At 72.1% G+C, this 12,305-nt stretch carries 10 protein-coding genes; 6 read left to right on the forward strand and 4 right to left on the reverse strand.

All coding sequences use genetic code 11. The features are described 5' to 3' along the window. The first annotated feature begins 52 nt into the window (after positions 1–52). From ASF96_RS15695 to ASF96_RS15705, 3 genes are all read left to right on the forward strand, one after another. Entirely contained in the window at positions 53–2,089 is a 2,037-nt protein-coding gene (locus ASF96_RS15695) for a bifunctional rhamnulose-1-phosphate aldolase/short-chain dehydrogenase (protein WP_055940786.1), read from the forward strand. Beyond that, positions 2,086–3,486 (forward strand): rhamnulokinase, encoded by a 1,401-nt coding sequence (locus tag ASF96_RS15700; protein ID WP_055940789.1) that lies wholly within the window; start codon positions 2,086–2,088, stop codon positions 3,484–3,486. Before ASF96_RS15695 ends, ASF96_RS15700 begins: the two co-directional genes overlap by 4 nt. Before the next feature lie 66 nt (positions 3,487–3,552). Next, positions 3,553–4,809, forward strand: coding sequence for an alpha-hydroxy acid oxidase (locus tag ASF96_RS15705; protein ID WP_055940792.1), 1,257 nt, complete (start codon positions 3,553–3,555; stop codon positions 4,807–4,809). A 27-nt stretch (positions 4,810–4,836) separates the two neighbouring features. Here the strand turns inward: ASF96_RS15705 and ASF96_RS15710 are convergent, their stop codons facing one another. Next, on the reverse strand, positions 4,837–5,493 hold the full coding sequence (locus ASF96_RS15710) for a TetR/AcrR family transcriptional regulator (RefSeq protein ID WP_055940795.1): 657 nt from the start codon (positions 5,491–5,493) through the stop codon (positions 4,837–4,839). 105 nt (positions 5,494–5,598) lie between these two features. Here ASF96_RS15710 and ASF96_RS15715 point away from each other — a divergent pair, with 105 nt between their 5' ends. Together ASF96_RS15715 and ASF96_RS15720 are read left to right on the forward strand one after the other, a co-directional pair. Further along, positions 5,599–6,423 (forward strand): sugar phosphate isomerase/epimerase family protein, encoded by an 825-nt coding sequence (locus ASF96_RS15715; protein WP_055940798.1) that lies wholly within the window; start codon positions 5,599–5,601, stop codon positions 6,421–6,423. Next, on the forward strand, positions 6,420–7,550 hold the full coding sequence (locus tag ASF96_RS15720) for a Gfo/Idh/MocA family protein (RefSeq protein ID WP_055832872.1): 1,131 nt from the start codon (positions 6,420–6,422) through the stop codon (positions 7,548–7,550). The genes ASF96_RS15715 and ASF96_RS15720 overlap by 4 nt, the downstream gene beginning before the upstream one ends. A gap of 142 nt (positions 7,551–7,692) precedes the next feature. Here ASF96_RS15720 and ASF96_RS15725 read toward each other — a convergent pair whose 3' ends face one another. The 3 genes from ASF96_RS15725 to ASF96_RS15735 form a co-directional block, all read right to left on the reverse strand. Next, on the reverse strand, positions 7,693–9,324 hold the full coding sequence (locus ASF96_RS15725) for a DHA2 family efflux MFS transporter permease subunit (RefSeq protein WP_055940801.1): 1,632 nt from the start codon (positions 9,322–9,324) through the stop codon (positions 7,693–7,695). A 115-nt stretch (positions 9,325–9,439) separates the two neighbouring features. Beyond that, positions 9,440–10,813 (reverse strand): MFS transporter, encoded by a 1,374-nt coding sequence (locus tag ASF96_RS15730; RefSeq protein ID WP_055940804.1) that lies wholly within the window; start codon positions 10,811–10,813, stop codon positions 9,440–9,442. Further along, the gene (locus ASF96_RS15735) at positions 10,810–11,295 is read right to left on the reverse strand and encodes a MarR family winged helix-turn-helix transcriptional regulator (protein WP_055832875.1); all 486 of its coding nucleotides are present in this window, start codon (positions 11,293–11,295) and stop codon (positions 10,810–10,812) included. The genes ASF96_RS15730 and ASF96_RS15735 overlap by 4 nt, the downstream gene beginning before the upstream one ends. Before the next feature lie 144 nt (positions 11,296–11,439). On the opposite strand from ASF96_RS15735, the gene ASF96_RS15740 reads away from it, so the two are divergent. Further along, on the forward strand, positions 11,440–12,288 hold the full coding sequence (locus ASF96_RS15740; protein WP_055940807.1) for an alpha/beta fold hydrolase: 849 nt from the start codon (positions 11,440–11,442) through the stop codon (positions 12,286–12,288). Positions 12,289–12,305: the final 17 nt, after the last annotated feature.

Here is a 12,305-nt window from a genome sequence, read left to right on the forward strand (position 1 = left end):
CGCGCGGCCCGTCGTGCCGCCGCCCACCCCTTCGAATCCCGTGAGGACCGTCATGACCCGCTCCACCGCCGCCGACCTCGTCGCCCGCAGCAACCGCCTCGGCTCCGACCCGAAGGTCACCAACTACGCCGGCGGCAACACCTCCGCCAAGGGCACCGACATCGACCCCGTCACGGGTGAGCCGGTGGAGCTGCTGTGGGTCAAGGGCTCGGGGGGCGACCTCGGCACCCTGACCGAGAAGGGGCTGGCCGTGCTGCGGCTCGACCGCATGCGTGCGCTCGTCGAGGTGTACCCCGGCGTCGAGCGCGAAGACGAGATGGTCGCCGCCTTCGACTACTGCCTGCACGGCAAGGGCGGGGCCGCGCCCTCGATCGACACCGCCATGCACGGACTCGTGGATGCCGCGCACGTCGACCACCTGCACCCCGACGCCGGCATCGCGATCGCCACCGCCGCCGACGGCGAGGAACTGACCACGCGGATCTTCGGCGACGCGGTCGTGTGGGTGCCGTGGCGTCGCCCGGGCTTCCAGCTCGGACTCGACATCGCGGCCATCAAGGCGAAGAACCCGCAGGCGATCGGCACGATCCTCGGCGGGCACGGCATCACGGCCTGGGGCGACACGTCGGAGGAGGCCGAGCGCAACAGCCTCTGGATCATCGACACCGCCCAGGCCTACATCGATCAGCACGGGGTCGCCGAACCGTTCGGCGGCGTGCGCGACGGCTTCTCGGCGCTCCCCGAGGCCGAACGACGCGCGAAGGCGGCGGCCCTGGCTCCGACCATCCGCGGTCTGGCCTCGACCGACAAGCCGATGGTCGGCCACTTCACCGATGCCGACGTCGTGCTCGAGTTCCTGGCATCCGAGAAGGCTCCCGCCCTGGCCGCGCTCGGCACGAGCTGCCCCGACCACTTCCTGCGCACCAAGGTCAAGCCGCTGATCCTCGACGTGCCCGCCGGTGCCTCCGTCGAGGACTCGATCGCGCGTCTGCGTGAGCTGCACGCCGCCTATCGCGCCGACTACCAGGCGTACTACGACGCCCACGCCGACGCCGACAGCCCCGCGATCCGCGGCGCCGACCCGCTCATCGTGCTCGTGCCGGGCGTGGGCATGTTCTCGTACGGCGCGAACAAGCAGACCGCGCGGGTGGCGGGCGAGTTCTACGTCAACGCCATCAACGTCATGCGCGGGGCCGAGGCCCTCTCGACGTACGCGCCGATCTCGGATGCCGAGAAGTTCCGCATCGAGTACTGGGCGCTGGAAGAGGCCAAGCTGCTGCGCGCACCCAAGCCCAAGACCCACCAGGGTCGCGTCGCGTTCGTCACGGGTGCGGCATCCGGGATCGGCAAGGCCATCGCGACCCGTCTGGCGGCCGAGGGTGCGTGCGTCGTCGTCGCCGACCTCGACCTCGAGAAGGCGCGAGCGGTCGCCGCGGAGCTCGGATCGAGCGACGTCGCCATCGGCGTGGCGGCGAACGTGGCGGATGCCGAGGGCGTGCAGGCCGCGATCGACGCCACCGTGCTGGCCTTCGGCGGTGTCGACCTCGTCGTCAACAACGCCGGGCTGTCGCTGTCGAAGCCGCTTCTGGAGACCACCGAGAAGGACTGGGATCTGCAGCACGACGTCATGGCGAAGGGCTCGTTCCTCGTGTCGAAGGCGGCGGCGAGAGCCCTGATCGCTCAGGGGATGGGCGGCGACGTCATCTACATCTCGTCGAAGAACTCCGTGTTCGCCGGCCCCAACAACATCGCCTACTCGGCCACGAAGGCCGACCAGGCGCACCAGGTGCGCCTGCTCGCGGTCGAGCTCGGCGAGTACGGCGTGCGCGTCAACGGCATCAACCCCGACGGCGTCGTGCGCGGCTCCGGCATCTTCGCCGCGGGCTGGGGCGCCAACCGCGCCGCGACCTACGGCGTCGACGAGAAGGACCTCGGGCGGTTCTACGCCAACCGCACGATCCTCAAGCGCGAGGTCGTCCCCGAGAACGTCGCCGACGCGGTGTACGTGCTCACCGGTCCCGAGCTCACCCGCACGACCGGACTGCACGTCCCGGTCGACTCCGGCGTCGCCGCGGCGTTCCTGCGATGAGTCGCCCCCGCGCGGTCGCGGCCGTCGACCTCGGCGCCACCAGCGGCCGCGTGATGATCGGCCGCGTCGGCGAGGGCACTCTCGCACTCGAGCAGGTCGCCCGCTTCGCCAACGGCCCGGTGCAACGCGCCGACGGCTGGCACTGGGACATCGACGCGCTCTGGGAGCACGTGCGCGCGGGACTCGCCGAGGCGCTGCGCCGCGAACCCGCGATCGAGAGCATCGGCGTCGATTCGTGGGCGGTCGACTACGGGCTGCTCCGCGACGGCGAACTGCTCGCCGAGCCGTTCCACTACCGCGACGAGCGCACGGCGCGCGGCGTCGACCTCGTGCACGCCACGGTGCCGTTCGACGAGCTGTACCGCCGCGCCGGCCTGCAGTTCCTGCCCTTCAACACCGTGTACCAGTACGCCGCCGACGCGCGTCTCGCCGAGGCCGAGACGAGCCTGCTCGTCCCCGACCTGCTCGCCCACCGGCTGACCGGGCACGCCGTCGCCGAGCGCACGAACGCCTCGACCACGGGACTGCTCGACGTGCACACGGGGGAGTGGGACACCGCGCTCGCCGAGGCTCTCGGCATCCCGGTGCGCGTGCTGCCGCCGCTCGTCGATCCGGGCGACACGATCGGCACGACCTCCGACGCCCTGGGCGCGCGGCCCGTGATCGCCGTCGGGTCGCACGACACGGCCTCGGCCATCGTGGCGGTGCCGCTGTCGAGCCCGAACGCGGCCTACATCTCGTGCGGCACGTGGGGCCTGGTGGGCCTGGAGCTCGACGCCCCGATCGTGACGGATGCCGCCCGTGCGGCGAACTTCACCAACGAGGGCGGGGTCGACGGGCGCGTGCGGTTCCTGCACAACGTCACCGGACTCTGGCTGCTGAGCGAGACGGTGCGCGCGTGGTCGGAGGCCGACGGTGCTCCCGTCGATCTGCCGTCGCTGCTGGAGGCCGCGGCGGGGGCCCCGGAGCCCCCGCACCTGTTCGACGCGAACGACCCGTCGTTGGCCGCCCCCGGCGACATGCCGACGCGCATCGCGGCTCTGCTCGGCGGCGAGGTCCCGGGCATCGAGGGGCGACCGGCCTTCGCGCGGGCGATCGTCGAGAGCATCGCCGAGGCCTTCGCAGCGGCGCTGCGCATCGCGGGAGATCTCGCCGATCGGCGCGTCGACGTCGTGCACCTGGTCGGGGGCGGGGCCATGAACGCCCTGCTCTGCCAGGCCACGGCCGACCGCTCGGGACGCGTCGTGCTGGCGGGGCCGGTCGAGGCGACCGCCCTCGGCAACGTGCTCGTGCAGGCCCGCGCGCTCGGTGTCTTCGGCCGCCGCGCCTCGCTCGAAGACCTGCGTGCGCGGGTGGCCGAGGCGTTCCCGCCGCGGCGTTTCGATCCGCGTTCCTGACCCCCCTCCCGGCGACGTCCGGTTGGCCCTAGTATGTGGTCAGACCACACGAAGGAGAGCATTCCCATGGTTCAGCGTCAGCTGCCGAAGGTCGGCGAGCTCCTCGAGCTCATGCAGTTCAAGAAGCCCGAGCTCGATGCGCGCAAACGGCGTCTCGACGCGGCGCTGACGATCGACGACCTGCGCTCGATCGCCAAGCGGCGCACGCCCAAGGCGGCCTTCGACTACACCGACGGGGCGGCCGAGGGCGAGCTCTCGCTCGACCGCGCGCGCCGCGCCTTCGAAGACGTGGAGTTCCACCCCGACATCCTGCGCCCGGCCGCGCACGTCGACACCTCGTGCCAGATCCTCGGCGGCCCGTCGGCTCTGCCGTTCGGCATCGCCCCCACCGGCTTCACGCGTCTCATGCAGACCGAGGGCGAGACGGCCGGTGCGTCCGCGGCGGCGGCGGCCGGCATCCCCTTCACCCTGTCGACGCTCGGCACGACCTCGATCGAGGGTGTCAAAGCGGCCAACCCCGTCGGGCGCAACTGGTTCCAGCTGTACGTCATGAAGGACCGCGCCATCTCGTACGGCCTCGTCGAGCGGGCCGCGGCGGCGGGCTTCGACACGCTGCAGTTCACCGTCGACACCCCGATCGCCGGCGCCCGCCTGCGCGACAAGCGCAACGGGTTCTCGATCCCCCCGCAGTTGACGGTGGGCACGATCGTCAACGCCATTCCGCGGCCGTGGTGGTGGGTCGACTTCCTCACCACGCCCAAGCTCGAGTTCGCCTCGCTCAGCACCACCGGCGGCACCGTCGGCGAGCTGCTGAACGCGGCCATGGACCCGACCATCAGCTACGACGACCTCGACATCATCCGCGCCATGTGGCCGGGCAAGCTCGTGGTCAAGGGCGTGCAGAACGTCACCGACGCCGCCCGCCTGGTCGACCTGGGCGTCGACGGCATCGTGCTGTCGAACCACGGTGGACGCCAGCTCGACCGCGCGCCCATCCCCTTCCGCCTGCTGCCGCAGGTGGTGCGCGAGGTGGGCAAGGACGCCACGGTCATGGTCGACACCGGCATCATGAACGGCGCCGACATCGTGGCATCCATCGCCCTGGGCGCGAAGTTCACGCTCATCGGGCGCGCGTACCTGTACGGCCTCATGGCCGGGGGGCGCCAGGGCGTCGATCGCACGATCGAGATCCTGCGCAGCGAGATCGAGCGCACGATGACGCTGCTCGGCGTCTCGTCGCTCGACGAGCTCGAGCCGCGTCACGTCACGCAGCTCACGCGCCTGGTGCCCGTCGCCGGTCAGGGGACCGACGCGCGGGTGTGATCCGCGGGTGCGACCCGTGGGCCCGGGTCAGCGGGCGGGCGCCAACAGGCCGCCCAGCGCCCCGAGCACGTCGGCCAGGGGCATCGACGGCTCGAGCAGCCACTGCACCTGCAGGCCGTCGGAGGCGGCGATGAGCAGGGCGGCGACCTGGTCGGGGTCGAGGTCGGCGCGCACGAGTCCCTCGGCCTGTTCGCTGCGGAGGCGCGCGGCGAGCTCCCCGCGCAGGCGCGCGAAGCGCTCGGTGAAGTAGGCGCGGGCCGTCGCGCTGTCGTCCTTCAGTGAGGCGGCGACGAGCGTGGTGTACAGCTCGACGAGGCCGGGCACCGAGGTGTTGTGGGCGGCGGCGTCGGTCAGCGATGACAGCGCGGTGGCGTCGGGTGCCGGGGGAGTCTGGCGGTTGGCGTGGTCGTACACGGCGACGAGCAGTTGCTCGCGCGAGTCGAAGTAGTGCAGCAGGGCCGCGTGCGAGACGCCCAGGGCGCGCGCGATGCTGCGCAGCGACGCCCCCTCGGCGCCGCGTTCGGCGAAGACGCCGATGGCGCGGTCGAGGATCTCCCGCCGCCGTGCGACGCCCTTCGAGTACGCGCCGGAGCGGCCGAGGCGATCGTCGGCGGCGTGGGCGGCGCCGTCGCCCGCCGGGTCGACCGGGTCGCCGACGTCGGGGGTCTCGTCTTCGCGCCGCATCCCGTCAGTGTAGACCGCTGAAAAGTGACCACTGGATGGTTTAGTGGTAGCGTTCCCACCGGCGCCGGACACCCGCGCCGTTCGACGACGAACAAGGAAGGCCCGATGTCGCTCCCCACCTCTTCCGTCCAGCTCTACACGCTGGTCGACGAATTCCGTGCCGATCCGGCTCGCTCGCTCGATCGCCTCGCTGCGATCGGCCTGCGCCACGTCGAGGCCTTCGATTTCGTGAGCCGCCCCGCCGAGATCCGCGCGGCTCTGGATGCCAGCGGGCTCACCGCCCCGACCGGGCACGCGCCCCTGCTGTCGACCGAGCTGTGGACTCCCCACGGTTCCATCCCCACGCCCGAGCCCGAGGCCGTGCTGGCGGCGGCGGCGACCCTGGGGCTGAGCACCGTGATCGACCCCTTCGTCGAGCCCGCGCGCTGGGCGACCGTCGACGGCGTCGCCGAGATCGCCGATCGGCTCAACGCCGTCGCGGATCTGGCGGCCGGCTACGGACTCACCGTGGGGTACCACAACCACGCGCAGGAGTTCCTCATCGACATCGACGGCGCGAGCGCGCTCGAGTACGTCGTGGCGCACACCGACGAGCGCGTCGCCGTGGAGCTCGATCTGTTCTGGGCGCTCACCGGCGGCCAGGACGTGCCCGCCCTCGTGCAGCGTCTCGGTTCGCGTCTGCTCGCCGTGCACGTCAAGGACGGCTTCGTCCCGGCCGAGAACCCCTTCGCCCCCGACGTCGACCGTGCCGTCACCCGTCACCTCGACCAGCGCCGCCCGGGCGAGGGCGAGGTTCCGCTCGTCGAGGCGATACGGGCGACGGATGCCGTGCGGTGGGCCGTCATCGAGTACGACCAGTCGCCCGGCGACGTGTTCGACGACATCGCCGCCAGCCACGCGTTCCTGCTCGAGAACGGCCTCGCGGTATGAGCGGGCCCGTGGGGGTCGGCATCATCGGAGCCGGCGTCATCAGCGACACCTACCTGAGCAACCTCACGGCGTTCCCCGACGTCGAGGTGCTCATCGTCGCCGACCTGGACCCGGAACGCGCGCGGTCGCGCGCCGAGCAGTACGGCGTGCCCGCGTGGGGCACGGCCGACGACGTGCTCGCCCACCCCGACGTGCAGCTCGTCGTGAACCTCACCGTCCCGGCCGTGCACGTCGAGGTCTCGTCCGCCGCGATCGCCGCGGGCAAGCACGTGTGGACCGAGAAGCCGCTGGGGCTCGACCGCGAGAGCACCGCGCAGCTGCTCCGCGATGCCGAGGCTGCGGGGCTGCGCATCGGCTCCGCCCCCGACACCCTCCTGGGCCCGGGGTTCCAGTCGGCCAAGCGCGCCATCCTCGAGGGGGCGATCGGAGAACCCCTGTTCGCTCAGGCGTCGTTCCAGACGCAGGGGCCCGACCTCTGGCATCCGGGGCCGCAGTTCCTCTTCGCGCGCGGCGCGGGACCGCTGCTCGACATGGGGCCGTACTACGTCAGCGCGCTGGTCAGCCTGCTGGGACCGGTCGACCGGGTGGCCGCGGTCGGCACGCGCCCGCGGCGGCAGCGCCGCATCCACACCGGGCCCGCCGCCGGCGACGTGTTCGACGTCGAGGTCGCCACCACCGTGCAGCTCATCGCCGCGTTCGAGGGCGGTCAGCAGGCGCAGGGGCAGTTCAGCTTCGACTCGGCGCTCGAGCGCGCGGGCGTGCTCGAGATCCACGGCACCGAGGGCACGCTGGTGCTGCCCGACCCGAACCACTTCGAGGGCGAGATCGCCCGCATCGAACCGCTCGGGGTGCTGCTCGACGACGACCGGCCGGAGCAGCCGCGGATCGCGGTGCCGCAGGAGGGCGTCGTCGTCGGGCGCGGGCTCGGGGTGCTCGACATGGTGCGGGCCATCGCCGAAGAGCGCCCCCACGTGGCGACCGGCGAGCTCGGACACCACGTGCTCGACGTGCTGCTCTCGGCCGAGGAATCGGTGGCGGGAGCGGGCTTCGTGCCGGTGCGGAGCTCGCTGAGCGGGCCCGTGCCGGCGGTTCCGCGCGACTTCGACCCGTTCGCCCGCACCCTCTGAGTCGCACCCCGGCCGCCTCCGGGCGGCCGGGGCGCTCGGCGGCAGAACGGCCACCCGGATCCGAACGGGCCGCCGTGACCGGCACCGGGCCGACGAGTCCGCCCGGGGCGGCGGGATCGGGGACGATCTCGCCCGGGCGGTGTCAGGCCGCGTCCGTCTTGCCTGCTTCGTGGACCCGCGCGTCCTTCGGATGCCGGCGAGAGCCGCCGGCGCCGAGCGCGAGCGTCGACGCCAGGCCCAGGGTGAGGAAGCCCGCGGCAGTGAACGCCGCCGCCCGGGTGCCGTCGCTGAAGGCGGCGCGCGCGTCGGCGGCGGCGCCCTGGGTCTGGGGCGACTGGGCGAGACCGGCGATCGCGGCGCCGGCGCTGTCGACCACCTGCGACACGACCTGATCGCGCTGATCGGCGGGGACTCCCCGCTGATCGAGTGACGAGGCGAGAACCCCGGCCGTCGTCGAGAACAGCACCGTGCCGAGGATCGCGACGCCCAGAGCGGCACCCAACTGCCGCGAGGTCGACTGCGTGCCCGACGCCTGTCCGCTGGCTGCGGGCGGGACCTCGGCGAGGACGACCCCGGTGAGCTGGGCGGTGGCCAGGCCGACCCCGAGTCCGTAGACGAACAGCAGCGGGATGAGCGGTCCCCACGTGGCATCCGGACCGATCGTCAGGGCGACGCCGGCGACGCCGACGATCTCGGCCAGCAGGCCGGCGCGCACGACCCAGACCGGGGCGACCCGGCCGCTGAGCGCTCCGGCGACACCGCTCGCGACGAACGAGCCCACGGCCAGCGACAGCAGCAGCAGGCCGGTCTGCAGGGCGTCGAAGCCCACGACGAACTGCAGCCAGAGCGGGAGCGCCAGGATGATGCCGAACTCCCCCAGCGAGACCACGGCGGCGGCGATGTTGCCGTTGCGGAACGACGAGATTCGGAAGAGGGCGAACGCGAGCAGCGTGGATCGTCCCTGCCGCTGCCGGTGCAGGCCCCAGGCGATGAAGGCGGCGAGGGCGACGAGCGCGAGGGCGAAGGCGAGGGGAACGGGCGACAGGGCGAACGGCCAGGTCCACCCGCCGACCTGCGGAACGGCGTCGACCGTCCACCAGCCGTAGGTGCGCCCCTCGATCAGGCCGAAGACCAGGGGAGCCATGGTCAGCACCGACAGCAGGGCACCGACCCCGTCGATGCGCTCGGGGCGATCGCTGCGCGATTCGGCGACGGTGAGCAGCACGCCGACGACGATGATCACGCCGAGCGGGATATTGATGCCGAACGCCCACCGCCATGAGAACGCGGTGGTCAGCCAGCCGCCGAGCAGGGGGCCGACGGCCGCCATTCCCCCGATGGTCGAGCCCCACACGGCGAAGGCGATGCCGCGTTCCCGCCCGCGGAAGGTGGCGTTGATGAGCGACAGGGTGGTGGGCAGGATCATCGCCCCGCCGATTCCCTGCACGAGGCGCGCGGCGATGAGCAGCTCGCCCGTGGGGGCGAACGAGGCGGCGATCGAGGCCGCGGCGAAGACGACGACGCCGACGAGCATCAGTCGGCGTCGCCCGAACCGGTCGGCGAGGCTGCCGAACACGAGCAGGAGCGAGGCGAACACGAGGGTGTAGGCCTCTTGCACCCACTGCACCTCGGTCGACGAGATCCCCAGGTCCTCGACGATCGAGGGCACCGCGACGTTGACGATCGTCGAGTCGACGATGATCAGCGAGACGGCGATGCTGATGAAGACGAGCCCCGCCCAGCGGCGCCCGGTGCGGTTCCCGACGGTGTCCATGCGACGAGTATATCGCTAGCTTTTCTAGCTATCTAGCCCGTTTCTCGCGCACGGCCCATCGCGCCGGGCGCCGACCCGCGGCGTGACCTCGGCCCCGTGACCCCGTCCCCGTGACTCAGCTGCCGTGGCGCGGGCGCGACGTCAGGCGCGGCGTGCGATCCGCCGGCGGAAGCGGCAGCGGCGTCGTGCCGGCCACCTCGTCGCTGAAGTCCTCGGGCTCGGGCGTGATGGTGTGCAGGGGCTGCGTCTCATCCAGCGTGAGGCGGAAGCGCTTGGTCTCGTGCCGGTGCACGCGCCCCGAGGCGAGCGTCCAGACGACGCCGATGCCGCACGCGATCAGCGCAACGGCGGCGGCCAGGGCGATGGCCACGCGCGGGCCGTACTCGCTCGCGATCGCACCGACGATCGGGGCGCCCACCGGCGTGCCGCCGAGCAGGATCGCCATGTACAGCGCCAGCACGCGTCCGCGCAGCGCCGGATCGGTGGTCGTCTGCACGTAGCCGTTGGCCGTGGTCAGGGTGGTCACGACGGCGAAGCCGGTGAACACGAGCGTGGCGGCGTACGCGCCGTAGCTGGGGGCGAAGACCGAGAGGGTGGATGCCACGGCGAAGCCGCCGGCGCCCAGGATCACCACGCGCATCCGCGCGCGCTCGCGGCGGGCGGACAGCAGGGCTCCGGCGAGGGAGCCGATGGCCACGAACGAGCTCAGCAACCCGAAGCCGTCGGCCCCGCGACCGAACTCCAGCGCCATGGTCGAGGCGAAGATCGGGAAGTTCATGCCGAACGCACCGAGCAGGAAGACCATCACGAACGTGACTATCAGGTCGGGGCGGCGCGCGACGTAGCGGAAGCCGTCGGCCAGACGCGCGGGTCCGCCACGACGGTGGTGCACCACGAGCTCGTGGGGGCGCATGAGCAGCAGCGCGGCGATCATCGCGAGGAACGTCACCGCGTTGACGAGGAACACCCATCCCGTGCCGACGACGACGATCATCACGCCGGCCACCGCGGGGCCGATGAGGCGGGCGGTGTTGAACGACGCGGCGTTGAGGGCCACCGCGTTCGAGGCGTTCTCCTGCGCGACGAGGTCGGACACGAACGCCTGGCGCGCGGGGTTGTCGAAGGCGGTGACGACGCCGAGCGCCAGGGCGAAGCCGTACATCATCGGCAGGGTCATCAGGCCGGTGAGCAGCAGTGTCCCCAGCGCGAGGGCGAGCAGCAGCAGCGACGCCTGCGTGCACATGATGAGCTTGCGGCGATCGAAGCGGTCGGCCACCCAGCCGGTCACGCCCACCAGCAGCAGGGGCGGGGCGAACTGGAGCGCCATGGTGACGCCCATCGCGGCGGCGTCGTTGTCGGTCAGCTGCGTGAGCACGACCCAGTTCTGCGCCGTCGCCTGCATCCACGCGCCGACGTTGGAGACGAGGGCGCCGAAGAACCAGACGCGGTAGTTGAAGATCGACAGGGACCGGAACATCGACGTGCTCATCTCTCGGCCACCTTTCTCATGATCTCCGCGGCCTGGGCCAGCGTGCGACGGTCGTCGGGCGAGAGCCCCGCCAGGGCTTCTTCGAGCCAGGCGTCTCGGCGGCGTACGGTCTCGTCGACGACGGTGCGTCCGTCGTCGGTGAGGTCGATCGTGACCTTGCGTCGGTCGACCTCGTCGGGGGTGCGGGTCACGTACCCGGCCTCTTCGAGCAGGGACACCGTTCGATTCATCGACGGGGCGGTGACGCGCTCGCGGTCGGCGAGTTGGCCGAGGGTGTGCGCGCCGTGCACGGTGAGGGCGGCGAGCACGGCGAACTGCCCGTCGCTCATGGTGTCGACGGCCCGCTGTGCCCGCAGGCGCCGGGCGAGCCGGAACGTCGCCATGCGCAGTTGCGATGCCGCGGCGCTGAGATCGTGCGAGGGCTCAGCGCCGCGGGCAGAAGTCAGGTCGTGAAGGGGGGATTCGTCGACGCTGTCATTCATGTTCGTGATCGTTAGTCTAGCTCATTAGTCTTGCTAACGGTATGGCGGTCACGTCACCCGGCCCGCCGGGAGCGTGCTCCGGCCCACCGATGGCGGGCGGACTCGGCCGGCCGATCACCCTCACCCCGCCCCTAGACTCACCCCATGCCGGAGTTCGTCGACGCGTACGGGATCACGATCGTCTACGACGTGCACGTCGCCGAGACGCCGCGGGCGATCGTGCAGCTGCTGCACGGCGTCGGAGAGCACGCCGGTCGGTACGGCGCCCTGATCGAGGCCCTCGTCGCCGACGGGTACACCGTCTACGCCGACGACCACCGCGGGCACGGGCGCACCGGACTGCGCCAGTGGGACGGCGATCACCGCAAGCTCGGCCGGCTGGGGCCCGGCGGTCTCGGCGCCGCCCGCGACGCGGTGTGGACGCTGAGCCAGCGCATCCGCGAAGAGAACCCCGACCTGCCCCTGGTGCTGCTCGGGCATTCGTGGGGGTCGTTCCTCGCGCAGATGCTGGTGGATCGGCATCCGGATGCCTACGACGCGGTCGTGCTGAGCGGCTCGGCCCTGCGGTGGCCGGGGGCGCTGAACGCCGGCGACCTCAACGCTCCATGGAAGCATCAGCGCGGGTCGGGCATGGAGTGGCTCTCGAGCGACGAGCAGGTGGGCCGCGACTTCGTCGCCGACCCGCTGACCACCTCGAAGCCCCTGCTCACGCTCTTCGGCCCGATCGAGGCCGCGAAGTTGTTCGGCCGCCCGCGCCGCGATCTCGGCGTCGACCTTGCGCTGCTGCTCCTGGTGGGTCGAGACGACACCGTCGGCGGCCCGCGGAGCGTGCACCTGCTGGCCGACGCCTACCGCGATCGATCGGGACTCACCGACATCACGACGCTGGTCTACCCGGGCGCGCGCCACGAGATCTTCGCCGAGATCGATCAGGCGCACGTGCGCGCCGATCTGCTCGCCTGGCTCGACGCGCGCCTCCCCGCTCGCGCCTGACCTGGCGTGCGTGATCG

Origin of the sequence: Microbacterium sp. Leaf179 (assembly GCF_001423785.1) — a bacterium.
Classification (GTDB): domain Bacteria; phylum Actinomycetota; class Actinomycetes; order Actinomycetales; family Microbacteriaceae; genus Microbacterium.

Bases quoted from the DNA above. Each gene is read 5' to 3' on its own strand.
- ASF96_RS15695 (WP_055940786.1), top strand. From the start codon at position 53: ATGACCCGCTCCACCGCCGCCGACCTCGTCGCCCGCAGCAACCGCCTC.
- ASF96_RS15700 (WP_055940789.1), top strand. From the start codon at position 2,086: ATGAGTCGCCCCCGCGCGGTCGCGGCCGTCGACCTCGGCGCCACCAGC.
- ASF96_RS15705 (WP_055940792.1), top strand. From the start codon at position 3,553: ATGGTTCAGCGTCAGCTGCCGAAGGTCGGCGAGCTCCTCGAGCTCATG.
- ASF96_RS15710 (WP_055940795.1), bottom strand. From the start codon at position 5,493: ATGCGGCGCGAAGACGAGACCCCCGACGTCGGCGACCCGGTCGACCCG.
- ASF96_RS15715 (WP_055940798.1), top strand. From the start codon at position 5,599: ATGTCGCTCCCCACCTCTTCCGTCCAGCTCTACACGCTGGTCGACGAA.
- ASF96_RS15720 (WP_055832872.1), top strand. From the start codon at position 6,420: ATGAGCGGGCCCGTGGGGGTCGGCATCATCGGAGCCGGCGTCATCAGC.
- ASF96_RS15725 (WP_055940801.1), bottom strand. From the start codon at position 9,324: ATGGACACCGTCGGGAACCGCACCGGGCGCCGCTGGGCGGGGCTCGTC.
- ASF96_RS15730 (WP_055940804.1), bottom strand. From the start codon at position 10,813: ATGAGCACGTCGATGTTCCGGTCCCTGTCGATCTTCAACTACCGCGTC.
- ASF96_RS15735 (WP_055832875.1), bottom strand. From the start codon at position 11,295: ATGAATGACAGCGTCGACGAATCCCCCCTTCACGACCTGACTTCTGCC.
- ASF96_RS15740 (WP_055940807.1), top strand. From the start codon at position 11,440: ATGCCGGAGTTCGTCGACGCGTACGGGATCACGATCGTCTACGACGTG.